Annotated in this window: 19 protein-coding genes and 5 tRNA genes; 5 read left to right on the forward strand and 19 right to left on the reverse strand. The window is 42.2% G+C overall.

Annotated features, from left to right (window positions below):
- Positions 1-32 precede the first annotated feature (32 nt).
- From AOG26_RS00885 to xerD, 17 genes are all read right to left on the reverse strand, one after another.
- Positions 33-782 carry a L,D-transpeptidase family protein gene (locus AOG26_RS00885; RefSeq protein ID WP_082401541.1) on the reverse strand — a complete coding sequence of 250 codons (750 nt, stop codon included), beginning with the start codon at positions 780-782 and terminating at the stop codon, positions 33-35.
- Positions 779-1891 carry a dipeptide epimerase gene (locus AOG26_RS00890; protein ID WP_054560805.1) on the reverse strand — a complete coding sequence of 371 codons (1113 nt, stop codon included), beginning with the start codon at positions 1889-1891 and terminating at the stop codon, positions 779-781. Before AOG26_RS00890 ends, AOG26_RS00885 begins: the two co-directional genes overlap by 4 nt.
- An 8-nt stretch (positions 1892-1899) precedes the next feature.
- Complete coding sequence (locus AOG26_RS00895; RefSeq protein ID WP_054560806.1) at positions 1900-3276, reverse strand: SH3 domain-containing protein; 1377 nt, start codon at positions 3274-3276, stop codon at positions 1900-1902.
- A gap of 28 nt (positions 3277-3304) precedes the next feature.
- On the reverse strand, positions 3305-4546 hold the full coding sequence (locus AOG26_RS20905; protein ID WP_235575453.1) for a hypothetical protein: 1242 nt from the start codon (positions 4544-4546) through the stop codon (positions 3305-3307).
- A 217-nt stretch (positions 4547-4763) separates the two neighbouring features.
- Positions 4764-5636, reverse strand: a complete 873-nt coding sequence (locus tag AOG26_RS00905; RefSeq protein ID WP_054560808.1) for a hypothetical protein — start codon at positions 5634-5636, stop codon at positions 4764-4766.
- Positions 5620-7056, reverse strand: coding sequence for an alpha/beta fold hydrolase (locus AOG26_RS00910; RefSeq protein ID WP_054560809.1), 1437 nt, complete (start codon positions 7054-7056; stop codon positions 5620-5622). The genes AOG26_RS00905 and AOG26_RS00910 overlap by 17 nt, the downstream gene beginning before the upstream one ends.
- A 796-nt stretch (positions 7057-7852) precedes the next feature.
- Positions 7853-7929, reverse strand: a tRNA-Arg gene (locus tag AOG26_RS00915).
- Positions 7930-8027: 98 nt separating this feature from the next.
- Positions 8028-8104 (reverse strand) — tRNA-Arg (locus AOG26_RS00920).
- Between the two features lie 39 nt (positions 8105-8143).
- A tRNA-Arg gene (locus tag AOG26_RS00925) sits at positions 8144-8220 on the reverse strand.
- Positions 8221-8387: 167 nt separating this feature from the next.
- A tRNA-Arg gene (locus AOG26_RS00930) sits at positions 8388-8464 on the reverse strand.
- 38 nt (positions 8465-8502) lie between these two features.
- Positions 8503-8595: transfer RNA gene (locus AOG26_RS00935), tRNA-Ser, on the reverse strand.
- Between the two features lie 112 nt (positions 8596-8707).
- Positions 8708-8905, reverse strand: a complete 198-nt coding sequence (locus AOG26_RS00940; RefSeq protein WP_054560810.1) for a hypothetical protein — start codon at positions 8903-8905, stop codon at positions 8708-8710.
- Positions 8906-9157: 252 nt separating this feature from the next.
- Positions 9158-10693, reverse strand: a complete 1536-nt coding sequence (gene lysS / locus AOG26_RS00945) for a lysine--tRNA ligase (RefSeq protein ID WP_054560811.1) — start codon at positions 10691-10693, stop codon at positions 9158-9160.
- 26 nt (positions 10694-10719) lie between these two features.
- Positions 10720-11818 (reverse strand): peptide chain release factor 2 gene (gene prfB, locus AOG26_RS00950; protein WP_152966926.1). Its coding sequence is split into 2 segments (ribosomal slippage): positions 10720-11742 and positions 11744-11818, totalling 1098 coding nucleotides; the frame shifts between segments, so codons are not numbered across the junction.
- 143 nt (positions 11819-11961) lie between these two features.
- The gene (gene recJ / locus AOG26_RS00955) at positions 11962-13683 is read right to left on the reverse strand and encodes a single-stranded-DNA-specific exonuclease RecJ (RefSeq protein WP_054560812.1); all 1722 of its coding nucleotides are present in this window, start codon (positions 13681-13683) and stop codon (positions 11962-11964) included.
- Between the two features lie 77 nt (positions 13684-13760).
- Positions 13761-14495 carry a bifunctional protein-disulfide isomerase/oxidoreductase DsbC gene (gene dsbC / locus AOG26_RS00960; RefSeq protein WP_054560813.1) on the reverse strand — a complete coding sequence of 245 codons (735 nt, stop codon included), beginning with the start codon at positions 14493-14495 and terminating at the stop codon, positions 13761-13763.
- Between the two features lie 59 nt (positions 14496-14554).
- Positions 14555-15442, reverse strand: coding sequence for a site-specific tyrosine recombinase XerD (gene xerD / locus AOG26_RS00965; RefSeq protein ID WP_408002930.1), 888 nt, complete (start codon positions 15440-15442; stop codon positions 14555-14557).
- A gap of 128 nt (positions 15443-15570) precedes the next feature.
- On the opposite strand from xerD, the gene fldB reads away from it, so the two are divergent.
- A complete protein-coding gene (gene fldB / locus AOG26_RS00970) occupies positions 15571-16092 on the forward strand; it encodes a flavodoxin FldB (RefSeq protein ID WP_054560815.1) in 522 nt (173 codons plus the stop codon).
- A gap of 43 nt (positions 16093-16135) precedes the next feature.
- On the opposite strand, the gene AOG26_RS00975 is transcribed toward fldB, so the two are convergent.
- Complete coding sequence (locus AOG26_RS00975) at positions 16136-16564, reverse strand: DUF2147 domain-containing protein (protein WP_054560816.1); 429 nt, start codon at positions 16562-16564, stop codon at positions 16136-16138.
- A gap of 104 nt (positions 16565-16668) precedes the next feature.
- Here AOG26_RS00975 and AOG26_RS00980 point away from each other — a divergent pair, with 104 nt between their 5' ends.
- Complete coding sequence (locus AOG26_RS00980; protein ID WP_054560817.1) at positions 16669-17103, forward strand: hypothetical protein; 435 nt, start codon at positions 16669-16671, stop codon at positions 17101-17103.
- A gap of 57 nt (positions 17104-17160) precedes the next feature.
- Positions 17161-17844: a hypothetical protein gene (locus AOG26_RS00985; RefSeq protein WP_054560818.1), complete on the forward strand. Its 684-nt coding sequence runs from the start codon at positions 17161-17163 to the stop codon at positions 17842-17844.
- Positions 17845-17847: 3 nt separating this feature from the next.
- On the opposite strand, the gene AOG26_RS00990 is transcribed toward AOG26_RS00985, so the two are convergent.
- Positions 17848-18546 carry a tRNA1(Val) (adenine(37)-N6)-methyltransferase gene (locus AOG26_RS00990; RefSeq protein WP_054560819.1) on the reverse strand — a complete coding sequence of 233 codons (699 nt, stop codon included), beginning with the start codon at positions 18544-18546 and terminating at the stop codon, positions 17848-17850.
- 76 nt (positions 18547-18622) lie between these two features.
- On the opposite strand from AOG26_RS00990, the gene srmB reads away from it, so the two are divergent.
- Both srmB and AOG26_RS01000 read left to right on the forward strand, forming a co-directional pair.
- Positions 18623-19855 carry an ATP-dependent RNA helicase SrmB gene (gene srmB / locus AOG26_RS00995; protein WP_054560820.1) on the forward strand — a complete coding sequence of 411 codons (1233 nt, stop codon included), beginning with the start codon at positions 18623-18625 and terminating at the stop codon, positions 19853-19855.
- A 216-nt stretch (positions 19856-20071) separates the two neighbouring features.
- On the forward strand, positions 20072-20410 hold the full coding sequence (locus AOG26_RS01000; RefSeq protein WP_054560821.1) for a BON domain-containing protein: 339 nt from the start codon (positions 20072-20074) through the stop codon (positions 20408-20410).
- Positions 20411-20421 lie beyond the last annotated feature (11 nt).

The raw sequence follows: 20421 nt of genomic DNA on the forward strand, positions 1-20421 counted from the left end.
GACAAAATTAAAATACTTTTATTTTATTATTTTTATTTAGCTAAGTTAGGTAATTGCCACTGACTTTGCTTTTGTTGATATTGCGCTTTGGTCAAGCTGACTAATAACGGTTTTTTACGCTCATCTAACCAAGCAAGTAACGCATCCATATCGCTTTCTGTCATTGCTGTACAACCTGCTGTTGGCTTACTTGGTGCCCGCCATAAATGCATAAAGATACAACTGCCCGCACCATTGATATTGCTTGGGTTATGCTTAACAACAATGCCTTTTTTATAAAGGTTATCTTGACTGTAAATATCACGACGCATCCATTCTGAAGAGTCTTTTACGGCGTCTTCACCTACTTGTGCTTTATCAACCAATTGGTTGTAAAACGGTGAGCCTTTCACATCGATACAATAATCATTTGCTGTCATTGCTTGATAACTGAGGTTCGTTTGTAATGAATCTAAATAACCAAAAGCAGTACCAAGCTCAAAAATACCCGCAGGTGCTTTACCATCGCCTTCTTGTTTTTGCTGACCTGGCTGTGCAGGATGCAGCCCCACTCCCCATGCAAGGCCAGTACGACCTAGTACCACCGCGTGCTGCTGGCCTTGTTGTTGCCAGCTACCTGCGCTTTTTTCAAAACGATACAAGGTGGCATCAATGGCATCACTGTCATTGGCAACCACTACGACGAGCTGTTGATGACTGTTATCAATAATAGGTTTAGGTAACTCTTTGCTGGCACAAGCCGATAAACTCATAGCTGCAATAAGACTGACTAGTTTTTTCATGCTGGCCATACTCCGTTTGTAATTAGTTCAAGCCCCGTTATTGATTCAATGCCAAGACCCGGGGCATCCGATAAGCGTATTTGTGGGCCGCTAAATTCAACGCCCCCTTGCACAGGGTCATATTGACCAAGGGCTGGGCCATCTAAATCGATTTTACTGATTTGCTGCGCTTTGGCAGAGGCTAGATGTGCAGCACCCGCAACGGCAATACTGCCCTCTAGCATACAACCTATCATACACTCTGCTTGGTATTGGGCTGTGATATTAGCAATCTCAATTGCTCGGCTTAAACCGCCCGTTTTCATTAATTTAATATTGATAATATCAACTGCGCCAAGCTCTAAAAGTTGGATCACTTGCTTAGGTGAAAAGGCGCTTTCATCGGCCATAATCGGGGTATTCACTCGCTCAGTAATATATTTGAGACCTTGAATATCACTGCTTTTTACTGGCTGCTCAACCAACTCTAATACCACGCCGGCTTGCTCAAGTTGCTGCAGTGCATACACAGTTTGTTTGGCATTCCAGCCTTGGTTTACATCTAAACGCAGCTGCGCCTTAGCGGCAAACCCTGCATGGATTGCTTTTACTCGTTCAATATCTTGATTAAGGTTATTACCGATTTTTATTTTTAATACATCAAAACCTTGCTCAACCGCTCGCTGACAATCACTGAGCATTTTATCTATGTTATCGACACTAATGGTGATATCGGTTTTCAGCGCTGACTTACCACCGCCAAGTAACTTATATAAAGGCGCTTGATAGAGCTTGCCCCACAAGTCATAAACCGCCAGCTCTAACGCCGCTTTTGCACTACTGTTACCAACCACCGTTGATTGAATAATGTGGGTAAGCTGATTAATGTTTTCGATTTCTTGCCTCACTAATTTAGGGGCAATAAACTGCTGAATGACCGCGATCATTCCTTGATGGGTATCGCCTGTAATAACCGGTGTTGAAGCCGCAGAGCCATAGCCAATTTGGCCACATTCGGTGTCGATTAAAACCACTAAATCCTCAATAAAACTCACTTCTCTCAGTGCTGTTTTAAATGGGGTAACTAATGGCACTTTGAGCTTTGCAAAGCGAACAGCTTTAATTTTCATAATGGCCTCTAGCGAATACGCTTAATGTTATAAACACGATCTAAGTAGCTGGTTTCTTGAGATAATCTAAGTGGCAATAATGGTGTGACCGACACCCCATTCAAGGCACTATTATAAAAACTGCCATCGCCTTTGTTATAACCTAAGCCTTTAACGTCATGAATAACATAAGGCTCACCATGATGCTCTCCTAAGTACATCATTACATGACCCGGAATATAAATTAGATCGCCAATCGCCATATTTTTAACCGTCGGTAACTTATCATCTGCCGCAGTATTTTTATCAAAACGACTATTTTTCCCGTATTCACTACTGCCTTGCTGTCCTGAATTACGCGGCATTAGTAGGCCAAAGCTCTTATAAATTTCACCAACAAAGCCAGTACAGTCACGGCCATTGTAATCATGGCCCCAACCATAGCGCTCGCCTAAAAACTTAAAGCCTTGTCTAATCAGATTCTGCTCGTTGTAGTCTAGGTAGCCTAAGTTTACATCGGCAGTTTTACTGATCATTGCAGGTTTAATAACAAGTTTGCCTTGCTCATCGCGGGTAGGTAACTGTACAACATGGCTCGCATAGCTGTTTTGGCCGTTGAGCAAATACGGTACTTGCTCACTATCAACTAATGGTAAGCGTACTCCCATATCGAGCTGAACTTCTGAGAGGGTTTCATCGTTTGGCACATAAGCAGTATTGACCTTTGCACCGGTTACCACCAAAAAGTTATCTTGTTCGCGATAAGCTTTTATTTTATCTGCATCAGCAAAGGCAAGATCTTCGGCAGGCGTCCACGCAAGATAGTTGTAAGCACGTACTAACAACCATTTCTTATCTGCGCTTTGATGTAATACAGCAACCGCTTCGCCCGGAAACATACCGCTTTCTTGAAAGCGATCTAAGTCTTGATCAAGGCCGCTATTTAAAACCCGATCCCAAGTTGGAAAAGTACGTAATGCAGTGCGCTTAACGACCACAGCAAAGCGTACCTCATTGTTATCTACGACCTTGTTAAGGTTTAAATTAGCCTGATATTTAGCAAAGTCTTTCGCGGTGAGTTGTCGGCCATCGGTAAAAAAGCGCGGGCTTTTTGGAATTGAACTTGCTGAATGAATGGCGCTTGTTAGCTCGTCTTTAGTGAGCGATTTTTGAAATGAAAGAGGATCAACAATATATTTATTTTCTTTAATTAATTTCTCGTTGAAGGCTGCAATTTGCGCCTCAGCCATGATCACTTTTGCCGATGCACCTTGTGCTAGCCAGTAGCTAGGCGAAAGCTGTGACTGCGTGACCCCGATAACATCTGATTGCCAACCCTCAGCATGCATAGGTGCACTAAAAGCAACACCTAAAGTAATTGATAAAGCGATAATTGAACGACGCATAGCTGTACCTTAATTCTTATTGAACGCGTTAATCTAATAATTTTGTAAAAGCATGCTGCAACTTTTGCTGCATTTGCTTACCGACTATTGGCAAATTGGCTTCGTCGGCCCCCGAAGTTGACTGCTGTACACTAAACGTAAACTCACGGCCACCTTGGTAATTGCCTAAACACACATGTGCCAACATTACGGTTTCTGTGGTGGAGCGCGTTTCACTTGGCCCCCAGCCAATTTTTTGCCAAACACGCCATTGCCCATTCGTTGCGCTATCGAGCACTTCTTTTGCTGAGCGACTATCATTGGGAGCAATAACATTTGCCAATGCATTTGTAACGATATGACTGATACCCACCATCATACCGCCTACAGGAGCATGTTCATCTGTATGACCTGTGCCGTTAAGTAGCACATCAACATCACTTGCTTGTAAAAAAGGCATTTGCGTACTTGGTTCACGCTGATGACTAACCAGACGTTTTAACCATTCCGCTTGAGTAAGTGTGGTCATTGCTTTGTTGCCCGTTAAACCACAGCTCTCACAACGATACCCTAAATAGCTAGGATCATCACTGCTTGCTTTGAACCGAGCTATCTTTGCATCAAGCTCATTATTGACAAGGTTATGCCAGTATTCGTCTGATGGCATAAACTGCTCTGAGCCATATGCGCCGTTAAATAACAAACGCTGATCCTCTAGTTTTAGCCAGCCTTCATTAAAAAGCCCACGCAAATATTCGCGCCCTGCGACATTGACAAAATAACTGGCTATCGCATTTGAATTACCATCGGCTTTACCAAATGCTTCGTAACTATTAATACTGCTGATCAAATCAGCCAGTGCTGTATCACCGGCAAATGAAGCTGCACCAAGCTCAGGGTGGGTTTGCCTTACTTTTGACAGCGCACCGCTAAACGCTTGAATTTTTGATGAACTCCAAGGTTCATACAACTCATTGTGGCTGCCGTCACTTAAATACCGGTAAGCTAATTGCCCTGCTTGAACTTGATAATCAATTAGGAGTAGCTTGCCCGGTTGCTCTGGGGCTAAAAAATACTGCCAATCGGCCGCAACTCTGTTTTGCCAACCTGTTTGCTGGTAATTAACCTCAGCCGCTGATTTATAGCTTTGCAGCTTAGTTTCACTCTCAAGCGATAAACAACCGGTATTCGTTAAATCGTCTGGCAAAATAGCAGGCGCTAACATCACCTGCTCAAAATATTGTTGGTCGGTTAACGGGGCTGTTTCTGTGCTAGTTTGACAACCAGCCAAGAGCATCAAGCCGCAACTTATAGCCAGCCTGTTTTGATATGCACCTTTCGCATACATAAAATAAAATTCCCACTTGTTATTATTTTTGGAATATTTTATTAAATCTAACACAAATTGACCGTGAAGCAAATTAACTCGGTTTTATTGCGTAAAGGATTTGAAACAGTGAGGATTTAGGCAAAGTTGAGTGTGAAACTACACTCAACTTATAAAGAGATTACAGAACTTGCTCAGTGTATTTTTGTAAGTCAGTGATCAAATCACGATATAGCGTTGAGCTTTTATCCTTAATGCGGTCGAGAAAGAAATCGTCAGCAATACGGGTGATTTTTTGACGCTTCTTTTTATCGCTTAATTTGCTTTGCGCAACATCCATCAGCTCGGCTATTTTCTCACGTTCATAGCCGTTTAAAGAGGGATCTGTGCTGATATCTTTTAGCATGATTAATGAGTCTATTGTTGAGCCATTTAGGGTTACCGTTAACGCTTTTGCTAAGCTTGGTAACCAGGGTTTTTCAATCTGCTCACCAATCACATAAAACATGTTTTGTGCTGTCGCTAGGTCACCATCACGTACTGCAACACTGCCAATAATAAGATAAGAAATAAGCTGCTCTTTTGGATAGCTCTGGCTCACTGTCGCAAACAAAGGATCGGTGCGAATGAAGTCAGCTTTTTGTTTAGCCATTTTACGCCAGCCTTTGTTATAAAAAGCTAAAGACTGAGCACTGTATGCTAAATATTTACCCCGCATATCAGTCGCTTTAGCAAGCGCTAAGTCGCTTTCTGCAATTGCAAAATCTTTACTTACACCAAGGCTCAAAATGTAGCTCATCATGGCATGAGTCAGTGTTGGCTCAATTGCACCTATTTGCTCTAACTGTTCTTTTTGCAGTTTGTTATAACCATAAGCAATGGTATCGACACTGGTATTCGACACTCCCCTGTACGTTTCATAACTAAAACTATCTTGTAGATCAGCATATTGTTGTTGCTCAGTCTTTGTTGATTTGCAACCACTTAGTAAAGCGACACAAAACAGCGAGCACGCTGCTAATTTAACAAAAGGGATGCTATTTAAAGCGGTCATCAATAATTCCTTTTTCTACTTCTATGGCATCATGTGCCAAACCTTGGTATATCGGGCTATGGATTCTACTTAACGAGAATATAATATTACTGTCATCGACAACGCTTATTGCATGCTCTGATGCATTGATTTGCACACCAGCACCATCAAATCGGCTTTCATTCAGTTTTACACCTTGTTGTGCCGTAATAGTGACATTGGTTAGTTCAACCACAGAACGCTTAATATTTAAAGCGAGTTTAGCCCCTGATAAACTTACATTTTCTAATCTCACTAAAGAATCTTTAATACGGATAGATTCAGCAACCACATTTTTAAGTAACACATTATTACAGTCTTCAATGATCATATGACGGTAATGGCCTGAAAACTCGCGGCTGTGCTGTTCTTCACAATGAAATGTTTCGATTTGTTTATCAGAAACTTCTGCACTGGCTGCTTTTTTAACTTCCCCAGTAAATGCACGATTTAATAAAGCTAAAAACTGGCTGGGCTGTTGCTTCATTGGCACATGGCCCACATCAGGCAAAGTAGCTAAATCACTGTTGATTAGCTGGCTGTTCAATACTTTTGCAGTTCGTAATGGAGCTACTGCATCTTCTTCACCCCAAATAATATGTGTTTCTATTTTCAGATTGCTGACAATCTCGCTAAAGTCTTCTTCAACTAAACTCAGCGCTGCATTCATATTTGGTGTTTCACCCATTACTAGCTTCCACGCACCATCACTACGCTGCAATAACTCTGTCAGGTATGAATCAATCACCCCTTCTTCAATGAGTCCGGTTGTAAAATCATTAAGCTGAGCTAACTTAGTTGAGAGAAATTTAGGTAGCTTAGTATTAGGCTTAGGTACGTTGGAGATAGGCTTTATAAATGCCACTTTATGTAAGATACCCGCTGCGTCGACTAGCACCAGTTTATTGAGTTTCTCCGGGTATTTGCCAGCAAAATACAGGCTGACCGCGCCCCCCATCGAATGACCCACAACCGTGGTTGGTTCAGCAATATAGAGATCGACCACTTCCGCCAGTACAGCAGCATAATTGCGAGGAGAGTAACGCCCTTCGGGGCTTTCTGAGTGAGCAAAACCAGGTAAATCAATCGCAATAACATGATAATGCTTAGTGAGTTCAGGAATAACCCCAAACCAATCTTGCATACCTAATACGCCTAAACCATGCACAAGCAGCAAAGGCGGCGACTTTTTATCACCGGCCTCTAAGACCAAAATTGATGAATTAAATACGGACTCTTGGTAAGTACTAAACAACCAATCTGCTTTAATAGGAGATTCAAATTTGAGTGCTTGGATTTGTTGTTGGTTTAATGGTGTTGATTGCGATACAACTGGCTCGCTTTGCGCAGCAAACGAACCAAGCAAAATGCAATAAAAAAAGAATAAATGAAATAGACGCAAGGGATATTGGTTTAATTATTATTATATTAGCGAGATTGTACCCTTTGTCGGTTAAATGTAAATAATGCATGAGCATGAACCTTACATTGAGAAATGCTTATTCTGGGATAGATAGCAAGATGTGAGAGGTGTAGATCATCATTTATGGCGACAGCATCTTGATACGCGTGAAACACGTTTCACGCCTACGGGGTGCACTTTTTATATTTTGAGCTGGGTTTTAATTTGTGGAGTGCAAGCATGATGTTCGCGACTGAAGTCGCTCCTACCCTGTAGGTCGTCATTTATGGCGACAGTATCGTGATACGCGCGAAACACGTTTCACGCCTACGGGGTGCGTTTTTTGTATTTTGAGTTGGGGTTTAATTTGTGGTGTGGAAGCATGATGTTCGCGACTGAAGTCGCTGCCCCCCCCTGTAGGTCGTCATTTATGGCGACAGTATCGTGATACGCGCGAAACAAGTTTCACGCCTACGGGGTGCATTTTTTGTATTTTGAGTTGGGGGTTTAATTTGTGGTGTGGAAGCATGATGTTTGCCGAATTGCAGGCACAAAAAACCGACTTTCGTCGGTTTATATCACTTTAACTCTACTTGAGAGAAAAGTGGCGGACGCGGGACGTATTTTGAAACAGTGAACCTCCGGCTGCGTGGTTCAAAGTCGCCCAAAGAATAATGAGGTGCAATAAAACGGTATGTTTATTCACGACTGAAGTCGCTCCTACAACCACACCTACGCAAATTGCAGGCACAAAAAAACCGACTTTCGTCGGTTTATGTCACTTTCAAGAAGAAAGTGGCGGACGCGGGAGGATTCGAACCTCCGACCGCCTGGTTCGTAGCCAGGTACTCTATCCAGCTGAGCTACGCGTCCGCATTATTTTTTTGCATGTTTAAGTCGTGCATTGACTGTATCTTAAAGACACAAAAAAACCGACAGCTTGTCGGCTTATGTCACTTTCTAAGAGAAAGTGGCGGACGCGGGAGGATTCGAACCTCCGACCGCCTGGTTCGTAGCCAGGTACTCTATCCAGCTGAGCTACGCGTCCGCAGTTGCATTTTATAATCTTGCGATGATTTTTCAAATATGGCGGACGCGGGAGGATTCGAACCTCCGACCGCCTGGTTCGTAGCCAGGTACTCTATCCAGCTGAGCTACGCGTCCACACGCACATTTGAACATTGCTAATTTATTCTCTTAGCAAGAGACTCAAGTTTATACTCGATGCAGAGTTAAAGTAAAAAGGGCGGTTGCGGGACGTCTCTTGAAAGAGTGAACCTCCGACCAAATTTACTAACATCTTATACTCGATGCAGAGTTAAAGTAAAAAGTGGCGGACGCGGGAGGATTCGAACCTCCGACCGCCTGGTTCGTAGCCAGGTACTCTATCCAGCTGAGCTACGCGTCCACACATATTACTTTCAAGACATGCCATTTTAGGAAAAATGGTGGAGAAGGAGGGATTCGAACCCTCGATAGAGCTACAAACCCTATACTCCCTTAGCAGGGGAGCGCCTTCGGCCACTCGGCCACCTCTCCGTCTTGTGGGGCGTATAATAAAGATTTCAGGAAATATGTCAAACACTTTTCAAGGAAAATCGCATAGATGGTTATAGATTGTCCATAACGAGCCAAAAGAGCTTGTTTTTGTTTATCCTTTCGCCGTTTTTTCTTTATCACTCAACGGCTCAAGACCCGTCAATGGGATCAATTCATCAGTTAACTCTGCGAGGTATTGATCTTGATAACCCAATTGTTGAAATTCGGCGATGCAAGCACGATAAAAATCTTCACGTTGAGGCTCGCTTTTGTTCGTATCTGTAGGCAACGGCGAAGGCTTTTTAGTCATTATTATTAAGTCCATTTATACATTGAACGAGAATTGCGCAATGATGTCATATCTTGGCTAAAAATAATACTATTGGCCTTGGGATTTGTAGAAAAATTTTACAACTTAGTAACTTTGTTGGAAGACTAATTCAGTATTTCTTTTTAGATCAGCTAATTACAATTGAGTATTAAAATTGAGAGCAATAAAAATCAGAAATTTCTGATAACAAAAACGCCGCTAAAAAGCGGCGCTTTCAAGACTTTTAGCTGATTAATCAGCTTGAGGACGCATGTGTGGAAATAGGATCACGTCTTTAATTGTTGGTGAGTCAGTAAATAACATCACTAGACGATCGATACCAATACCCTCACCCGCTGTTGGTGGTAAGCCGTATTCTAATGCACGGATATAGTCATCATCGTAGTGCATCGCTTCATCATCACCTGCGTCTTTCTCTTCAACTTGACGAGTAAAGCGCTCTGCTTGGTCTTGTGCATCGTTAAGCTCAGAGAAGCCATTTGCTAATTCACGGCCGCCAACGAAAAATTCGAAGCGGTCAGTTACAAATGGGTTTTCATCGTTACGACGTGCAAGTGGTGACACTTCCCACGGGTAAGCGGTAATGAAAGTTGGTTGAATTAGCTTATGCTCAGCTGTCTCTTCGAAGATTTCACATAAGAATTTACCCGGGCCCCATACACAGTTTTCTGGGATCTTAACGTGTACTTGCTTCGCGTACGCTTTAAGCTCTTCAAAATGGTTTTCAGGGTCATTAAATACCGCAGCATCAAAGTCTGGGTTGTACTTAAGGATTGCTTCGCTCATTGTTAAACGAGTAAACGGTTGACCAAAATCGTACTCTACTGAATCAACCACTTCACCGTTTTCATCTTTCGTTGTGTTTACAACAATTGGTGAACCAAGTACGTCTGTCGCAACAGTACGTAACATGTCTTCAGTAATGTTCATCAGGTCAATGTAGTCAGCGTATGCTTGGTAGAATTCGATCATCGTGAATTCTGGGTTATGACGCGTTGATAAACCTTCGTTACGGAAGTTACGGTTGATTTCAAATACACGCTCAAAGCCACCCACAACTAAACGTTTTAAGTAAAGTTCAGGGGCAATACGTAAGTACATGTCGATATCAAGTGCATTGTGGTGTGTTACGAATGGACGAGCAGACGCACCACCTGGGATCACTTGTAGCATCGGTGTTTCAACTTCCATGAAATCACGATCTGCTAAGAAACGACGGATACCTTCAACAACTTTTGAGCGAATACGGAAGGTTTCACGTGTCGCTTCATTAGTAATTAAATCAACATAACGTTGACGATATTTAGTTTCTTGATCAGATAAACCATGGAATTTTTCAGGTAACGGACGTAATGACTTTGTCAGTAACTCGTACTCTGTCATTTCTACGTATAGGTCACCTTTACCTGACTTATTAAGTGCGCCTTTAACACCGATGATGTCACCGATATCAAGTTGACCATATTTTGCTTTTAATTCTTTTTGTACGTCTTTTGATGCGTACGCTTGAATTTGACCTTTCATGTCTTGTAACGCAAGGAAAGGACCACGTTTTGCAAGAATACGACCTGCAACTGATACAACGTGTTGCTCAGCAACTAATTCTTCTTTCGATTTATCACCAAACTCAGCTTGCAAATCAGCCGTGTAATGTTCACGACGGAATTGGTTTGGATGACCGTTGGCTGGGCAATTTTCGCGGATTGCGTCTAATTTGCCACGACGCTCAGCGATTAACTTATTTTCGTCTTGGATTTGATCAGTCATTTTTTAGCTCTTTTTTAGCTTGGTGGTTATAGGCCAGATTTAAGGCTGGCTTCAATAAATTTATCTAAGTCGCCGTCAAGAACCGCTTGTGTATTACGGTTTTCAACGCCTGTACGTAAGTCTTTAATGCGCGAGTCATCAAGTACGTATGAACGAATTTGACTACCCCAGCCAATATCAGATTTAGCATCTTCTTGGCTTTGTTTCTCAGCATTTTGCTTTTGAATTTCAAGCTCAAACAATTTCGCTTTTAACTGCTTCATTGCTTGGTCTTTATTCTTGTGCTGTGAACGCTCATTTTGGCACTGTACAACAGTGTTAGTTGGTATATGAGTAATACGAACCGCAGATTCTGTTGTATTTACGTGCTGACCACCGGCGCCTGATGCGCGGTAAACGTCAATACGTAAGTCTGCCGGATTAATATCAATTTCGATATTATCGTCGATTTCTGGGTAAACGAATGCCGATGCAAACGAGGTATGACGACGACCACTTGAGTCGAACGGGCTCTTACGCACTAAACGGTGAACACCTGTTTCTGTACGTAACCAACCGTAAGCATATTCGCCAACAAAGCGCACTGTTGCGCCTTTGATACCAGCCACATCACCATCAGTTGCTTCAACCAGTTCAACTTTAAAGCCTTTTGCTTCACCCCAACGTAAATACATACGCAGTAGCATGTTGCACCAGTCTTGGGCTTCGGTACCGCCAGAACCTGATTGTAAATCAAGGTAAGCATCGTTTTGGTCATGATCGCCTGAGAACATACGACGGAACTCTAGCTTTTCAAGCTGTGCGTTTAAATCGCCTAATTCAGCTTCGGCTTCTGTGAAGGTTTCTTCATCTTCTGCTTCAACAGCAAGCTCGACTAAACCTTCAACATCTTCGGTACCTGACACTAGATTATCGATGGTCTCAACGATAGCTTCGAGTGCCGACTTTTCACGGCCAAGTGCTTGAGCTCGCTCTGGCTCATTCCACACTGCTGAATCTTCAAGTTCTGCGTTAACTTCTTCTAACCGCTCTTTCTTAAGAGGGTAGTCAAAGGTACCCCCGAAGCAGTTCAGTACGTTCGCGAATTTCCTTGATTTGATTAATCACAGGATTCACTTCAAACATGTACATTACTCCAAAATGGCTGATTTACCGCGCACCGATATCGACAATAAATACGGTAAATTATCTACAAATATTAAAAACGCCCGATTTTAACAAAAAACCGAGCGTTTTATTAGCCTTTTATGTCGATTATAACGATATTTTTATGTCGCTTTTTGTAGCTCTCGAATAATCAACTGTAACGAGAATTTACCACGGAATTCATTTATATCGAGTTGATAAGCAGCTTTCACATAACGCACTTCGGTATCTGGCCATGCACGCACATCAACACCAAATGCAATACCGTCAACTAATCGTCCTGATTGATGTTTTAAAACTAGTTTTAAGTGTTTTTCACCGACAATGCGCTGCTGTATCACTTCGAATACATGCTCAAACACTGGTTCTGGAAATTGCTGCCCCCAGGGGCCGGCATTTTTTAGTAAGTTGGCAAACTCCATCGAAAAGCACTCATTAGGTAATTCACCGTCGGTAAGTAAAATACTTTGCTTATGCTCTTCAGTGAGTGTGTCTGTCACCATTTGCTCAAACACGGATTTAAACTCAGTAAAACTTTGCTCATTGATACTCAGCCCGGCCGCCATAGCATGGCCACCAAATTTACTGATCAAATGCGGATAGAATGTATTTACTCGCTCGAGTAAGTCTCGCATATGCAGCCCTTCAATAGAGCGGCAAGAGCCTTTTATTTCGCCGTTATCGCCCGCTGCGAAAATAATCGTCGGGCGGTGATACTTTTCTTTTAAGCGACCAGCCAAAATACCAATCACACCTTGGTGCCAATCAGCTTGATATAAACAAATGGCATCAGGCACTGACTCAGTTTTAAATGCTAAACGGTCAAGCACCGCCTGTGCTTCAGTTTGCATGCCCTGCTCTATTTCACGGCGCTCGTGATTGAGGCTGTCGAGCTCACCGGCAATTCGACGTGCTTGATTTATATCGCTTGATAACAAACAGGCTATACCTAAACTCATATCATCAAGACGCCCTGCTGCATTTAAGCGTGGTGCCAATGAAAAGCCAAAGTCACTGGCACTTAAACGGGCAGCATTACGATTTGCCACTTCGATTAGGGCACTGATACCTGGGCGTGTTTTACCACTGCGAATACGTGCTAAACCTTGATGCACTAAGGTTCGGTTATTGGCATCAAGAGCGACCACATCGGCAACGGTACCAAGGGCTACAATATCAAGTAACTCAGCCAAATTTGGCATTGGATTATGCTGAAAATACCCTTGTTCACGTAAGTGGCTACGTAAAGCAATAAGCAGATAGAATGCAACCCCAACGCCTGCTATCGATTTCGATGGAAACTGACAATCATGGCGATTCGGATTCACGATGGCATCGGCATCTGGCAGGGCTTCACCTTGTAAATGGTGATCAGTTACCAGCACCTTAATTCCTGCTTGCTTTACAATGGCAATGCCATCGATACATGAAATACCGTTATCAACAGTGATCACAAGCTCGGGTTGCATAGTCACTATTTGCTCAGCAAGCGCAGGACTTAAGCCATAACCTAGGCTGAATCTGTCAGGTACCAAGTAATCAAGATTCTTTAAGCCAAACATCGCAAGACCTTGCATTAAGGTTGCTGTGCTGGTTGCACCATCGGCATCAAAGTCACCGACGATTAACAAGCGACTTTGAGCCGCGAGCGCTTGTTGCAATAGCACCACAGCTTTGTCGATATCTTTAAACAACTTAAAGTCATGTAATGTCGCAGCGCTATTATCGAGTTCGGTGGCACTTTGCACCTGTCGAGTCGCATATATTTGCTTAATTACAGGGTGTAAATGGTGTGGTAGATGCGAATCATCAACATGAGGACGAGCTTGAATTATTTTTTCCATGTCGGAAATGGTACTTCTTTGCTTAATACAAATAAAAAAGGCCTACGACAAATAGGCCTTTTCGTTTAAAAAATCAGTTATGAAGATGTTTTTGGTAAGGCATCAAGCGCTTGGCTAATTTGCGCAGCTGATTGATAACCTGGGATCATGGTGCCATCTTCTAAAATAATTGCTGGAGTACCCGACATACCAAAGCTTTGACCTAGTTGGTAATGCTCAGCAATTGGTGCGTTACAACCAGGCACATCTGCAACTTCTGCACCCGCTTTTGCTTCTGTTAACGCTTCAGCAGGGTCTTTAGCACACCATACATTCATTAGATCTTGGTAACCTTTACCACGTAAACCACCACGTGGGAAAGCAAGGTATTTAACCGTGATACCCGCATCTAAGAAATCATCAAGTTCACGGTGTAACTTACGGCAGTAACCACAGGTAATATCGGTAAAGACTGTGATTGAATGCTTTTCGTTTTTCGCTTTGTAAACGATCATTGAGTCTTCGTATTCAGCAATGCCTTCTTTACGTACATCGCTCAGTGCATGCTCTGTTAGGTTAACTCGGTTATTAAGGTCAATCAGTGTTCCTTGCATTAGAAATTGACCGTCTGGGCTTGCGTAAAGTACACCCTTATCAGTAATTAGTTCTTTAAGGCCTGCCACTGGGCTTGGGTTAATTTGCTTAACGGTTACGCCTAATTCAGCAAACTTAGCAATAATAGGGGCATCAGCAGCGTCTGTTGTTGATACGCCATTGGCAAACACATTTAAGCTTGTGCCTAGTAGTGCTGTGGCTAAAACTAACTTTTTCATAAATATCCTATATCCTGATCATTTTTTATATAGACCGGTACATCTTTAAAAATCTTGCACTAAGCACGTGGATGATGTTGCTCGTGTACCGACTTCAATCTTTCATTCGCTACATGGGTATATATTTGTGTTGTTGATAAGTCACTGTGACCTAACATCATTTGCACGACTCTAAGGTCCGCCCCATGATTAAGCAAATGCGTTGCAAACGCGTGTCTGAGCGTATGCGGTGATAACGGCGATTCAACTGATGCCAAAATAGCATAGTGTTTGATGCGATGCCAAAAAGTTTGTCGTGTCATGCCAATCCCGCGCTTAGATGGGAACACAAAGTCAGTGGCATGTTTAATCATTTGCGAACGGCCCACTTTTAAAAACTGCTCAAGCCAATACATTGCTTCTTCGCCTAGGGGAACTAAACGCTCTTTATTACCCTTACCTTTTACAAAAACCACAGCCTGACGCAAATTAATTTGCTCCATTCTGAGTCCCACCAGCTCTGTAACACGAAGCCCTGTGGCATATAACAGCTCCAGCATAGCTTTATCACGAAGCCCCATAGGATCTTCTATGTCTGGGGCTGCAAGCAGAGCTTCGACTTCGGCTTCTGACAGCGTTTTTGGTAATGACTGCCCAGCTTTTGGTTGAGCAATATTGACCATCGGCGAATCGGCAATGGCTTTTTCGCGTACAAAATACTGATAAAAACGCTTAAGCGCACTGATGCTTCGCGCTGTGCTGCGCGACTTTAGCCCTAAATCAACACGGTATGCTAAATACGCTTCAATGTCATCAGAGCGAACAGCTAGTAGGTCTTTATCTTTTAAAAATTGGCAAAACTTTTCAAGGTCACTGCGATAAGCAGCGAGTGTATTTTCGCTGACCCCCTGCTCAAGATACAGCGTATCTAAAAATAACTCTAAATGTTCGGCGTTATTTGCTGTTATTACACCTTTTTGGGCTTGTGAATTATTATCAGCCACGCGTACTCTCATCCTTATCAAGGTATCAATTGATTATACCTTACGGTAAACTTACGCCTATCATATCAGGCAAATACACAGTGATAAATACGATGCAGATTGGTTTATTTTATGGTTCTACAACCTGCTACACAGAAATAGCGGCAGAGAAAATTCGCGATATTATTGGTCACGACATAGTGAGCCTTCACAATATCAAAGATGAGCCATTAAAAAATGCAGAGCAATTTGATTTCGTGATCTTCGGCATTTCAACTTGGGATTTTGGTGAGTTGCAAGAAGATTGGGAATCAATCTGGGACGACATTAGAGATGTTAACCTAAACGGCAAAACCGTGGCTCTGTTTGGTATGGGCGATCAACAAGGTTATGGTCAGTGGTTCCAAGATGCGCTTGGCATGTTACACGATGAAATTTGTGATCAAAGCATTACCTTGTTAGGCAAATGGCCTAACGATGCAAGTTATGAATTTGAGGCTTCAAAAGCACTCACTGAAGATGGCAAACAATTTGTTGGCTTAGCCCTTGATGAAGACAGTCAATACGAGCTTAGTGATGAACGTATCGCAAGCTGGGTTGAACAAATCATGACTGAGTACAGCGAAAGCTTGTAAGTCATGAATAAAAAAGCCAAGCATCGCTTGGCTTTTTTAATGGTTATTCAACACGTTGCCAATATTGATTACGATAGAAGAATGCAATATATCCGCGTACTTCAAGCACCTTACCTTGTTCTTGTGGGGTCAGTTTAAGGGTATAGGTTTTACCATTGTTTGGGTCTAGAATTTCACCCTCTTGCCAGCTACCATCGCCAGCATCTGTAGCGCCTTCTATAATTTGTAACCCTAAAATAGGCTGATTTTTCTTATCACCTTTACACTCTTCGCAGATTGCGTCTTGCTTGGCTGGGTTAAGGATTTTTTCAACACTACCAACCAATACACCATCTTGCTCACTAATACGTACTAAAGATTTCGCTTCATTCGTTTCTTCGTCAATAGTTTTCCAAAGACCCACAGGCGTCAATGCAGCAAAACTCAACTGAGAAAATAATAAGGCAGATAAAACAATTGATAAACGGAACATAAAAAACTCGTATAAAACTTAAGACTTTGGCACTATATCAGGGCTTAACCAAACACACCATTTTGCTAAGCTCCGAAATCGACACAACATTGCGAGGGAACACAATGAGTCAATTCACATTAATTACCGGTGACATTGTCAGTTACGACAGTAATCAGGTAGCTACAATTAACGCCACGGGCGAAATAAAAATAAATCGCTTTGCTGAGCCATTATTTATTCCTGATAGCGCTAAAGCCGCCATTGAGCTGGGTCGGCTTGATGATAACTTGTTTAATTTAAAAAAGTTATTACGTTCAGGCTATGCCGACCCTTGCCCTACGACCCGCGTGCTAATTGAAACCACACATCCTTTACCTGAAATCAACGGCCTGCTGATAAAACGCCGCTTTAGCATTATTGACTTTTGCAGTGCCGAAATAGAAAAGTCGCACAGTAAAGCCGTGTTAGACGCCCTATTAGAGCTTGAATATGTGCAACAAATTCAGCTTGATGAAGTAATGCAATTACAGCCACCGGTACAATTTAAAAACCAATAAAGGTACAATAACTTATAAGTATGCTAATCAGCTCCTTCATTTGTAAAAGGAATAACAATGAAAAGTGCGCTACCTATAATGATTGCCGCAAGTATTTTGCTAACTGGTTGTGATGAATTAGAAGTTGAAGAAACTCATAACTTTGGCGATGAAATGTATGAGAACAATTACACACTCGTAAATACCACTGATTTAGAAGTGGACTATTACATGGCAAACACTGACCTGTTTGGTGATGCTCAAGAAGTTAAAGACTCTCAATACTATGTTGACACGCTTGCATCGCAATCACTTCCCGTTGATGTAACACATGCTCACAATGAACGTAGCCGTATTTCATTTTATGTAGTCGATCACAGCGACATAAGTAACTCAGCCACACAGATGTATCAGGTAGAGCAAAATCAACCTTATCATTTTGTGGCTTGGCAAAATGAAGAAAAGCTTCGTTTAACTCTAGTAAAAAAAGCTAATGATGATAAAGATGACTTTTTTGCTATACGTATTCTCGCAACTGAAAACCTTCGCTTAAAAATCGAAAATCAAATCGTCAATTTATATCAAAATCAATTAAGTTACTGGTACCACATTGATGACTGCGCTGATGATTTAAAAGTATCAAAGCTCAATGATGAAGATAAGCGAGTTTATGAACCTGTCTCAATCTGCAACGCATCATATGGGCAGTCATACACTTTACTTTTAAGTGAAGATGGCCTTGAAGCAAGCATTGCTGAATAACGATTACATCTTTAGGTAAAAAGCTTTACAGAGCTCTTTATAATCTTGGCTATAGCTGCCATCAGCTGCATGTATGGTTAACGATGATGTATCACATTCGCCGTTGTTTTGGCTGAGTAACAACAAGCTGCGACTTTGTTGTTTTTTCTCGGTTGTACGTACCAAGCAATGGCGATTTAAGTACCAGCCTGCCTGCTCAGCTACCGCAATGAATTGTTTTGCCTCTACGCAAGGCAAAATCACATTCAAAAGCGTTTTGCCGTGGCTAAGCCTAGTACACGCTTCTATCAATTCGCTGAAGCTAAGGCCGTCAGTATGGCGGGCAGTATTTCGAGCATCATTTTCACCTTTTAGGCTCGCATTAAAATACGGTGGATTGGTGATGATCGCATCAAAAGGCTCTACTGCGCTAAACGACTGTACAGCTCCTTCGAAAAGGTTTATATCAGGCCATGGGCTAGCCGCAAAGTTTTCTCGAGCATCATTACAGGCACCCGCGTCAATTTCTATGGCACTTACTTTTGCTTCAGGCGCTCTTTGTTTTGCCATTAGCGCCAACAGCCCTGTGCCTGTGCCAATATCTAAAATGCCCTTAGCACCACTCACATCAGCCCACGCCCCTAACAAAATACCGTCGGTCGACACTTTCATCGCAGTGCGTGTTTGCGTTACCGTAAATTGTTTAAACACAAAGCCTGACATTTTTTCACCTTTTCATTCACCACAGCCGCGTTAACGCGTATAATTAGGCTCAATTGTCCTCTATTTATGTCACTCTATGCAATTTTCTGAATTTGATATCGATAACAAGCTGTTAAATGCCATTAATAAAATGGGTTTTGATACGCCAACCAGTATTCAACAACAAGCGATCCCTGAAGCTCTTCAAGGTCGTGATATTTTGGCATCAGCCCCTACTGGTACGGGTAAAACAGCCGCGTTTTTGATCCCTGCAATTCAATACTTGCTTGATTTCCCACGTCGCGATCCTGGCTTTGCGCGCGTATTGATCATGACACCAACCCGTGAGCTTGCTTATCAAATTCATGAGCAATGTGAATTACTCGCCGCACAAACTCATCTTAAAATTGGGGTTGTAACAGGTGGTATAAACTACGGGACACACAGAGAAATTTTCGAAAGCAATAACGATATTCTCATTGCCACACCAGGGCGTTTAATGGAGTATCTCGAAACAGAGAACTTCCATGCTGAAAACGTTGAAATGCTTATTCTTGATGAAGCTGACCGCATGCTAGACATGGGCTTTCGTAAAGAAATGCTACGTATTTGTGATGAAGCACGTAACCGTCGCCAATGTTTCTTATTCTCAGCGACCCTTGAAGGTGACAGCGTTGAGTTATTTGCAGAGCGTATCTTAAACGACCCTGCACTGCTTGAAGCCGAATCTTCACGCAAAGAGAAAGGCAAAATCCATCAATGGGTTCACCTTGCGGATGACTACGACCACAAGCTAAAAATGTTGGTTGAAACGTTAAATGGTGACGACATTCATAAAGCAATTGTGTTTGTTAAAACCCGTGAGCGCTTAGAAACATTAGTTGGTGAGCTAAACAACGAAGGCCTTCGTGTAGCTTGGTTACGCGGCGAAATGCCACAAGATAAACGCATGAAAGCCATGGAAAACTTTCACTCTGGGCGTAATAATATCTTAGTTGCAACGGATGTTGCTGCTCGTGGTATTGATGTTGCTGATATCAGCCATGTTATCAACTTTGATATGCCTCGCACCGCAGACGTATACGTACACCGTATTGGACGTACTGGTCGTGCAGGTAAAAAAGGCATTGCGATTTCATTTATTGAAGCTCATGACGTAGCCATTGTTGGTAAAGTTGAGCGCTACATTGAGCAAAAGCTTAAACGCCGAGTAATTAAAGGGCTTGAGCCACAGCACAAAGAAGCGAAGATCCCCTCTAAAAAGAAAAAAGATCCAGTAAAAATAAAGGCCAAGAAAAAAGCCAAAGCTAAAGTGAAGAAGAAAAAGTAGCTTTATTACCCTTACTGAAAAAATGCCGAGCTTGCCTCGGCATTTTTGTACCCTACCCAATTTTACCTAACGAGTGTGTAATTAGTTCACACTTTATTACTCACCCATCCCGTCAAAAAAATAAAACTATTTAAAATCATAAGCTTAAATATTGGAATAATAATTGTAACTGGTTCAGCAATAGTTCACAGCAGACTAGATTAACGAGGGAATTGTATGAGCCGCTTCAAATTAACCGTAGTACTTACATCATTAAGCTGTATTTTTTTACTTGCATGCGCAACGAACGTAAGCGCTAACACCAGCGTGCTAACAACTAGCACATCGGCTCAACCACGCCTACAGCAAATGGCTTTGCAGAAGTTAACTAGTAATCCGAACTTTCGAATTGAAAACCTACAAGTGATTGTTGAAGGTGAGACTGTTGAACTAAAAGGCATTGCAGAAACGGGCTTTCAACGTGCTTTAGCACAGAAGTTTTTAGAGCACAGCCAAGGTGTGATGCAGATAAAAAACAACCTTAAAGTGAGTAAGCTTAATCACACATCACTTTAAGGCTAGGTTTA

Origin of the sequence: Pseudoalteromonas sp. UCD-33C (genome assembly GCF_001306895.1) — a bacterium.
Lineage (GTDB): Bacteria > Pseudomonadota > Gammaproteobacteria > Enterobacterales > Alteromonadaceae > Pseudoalteromonas.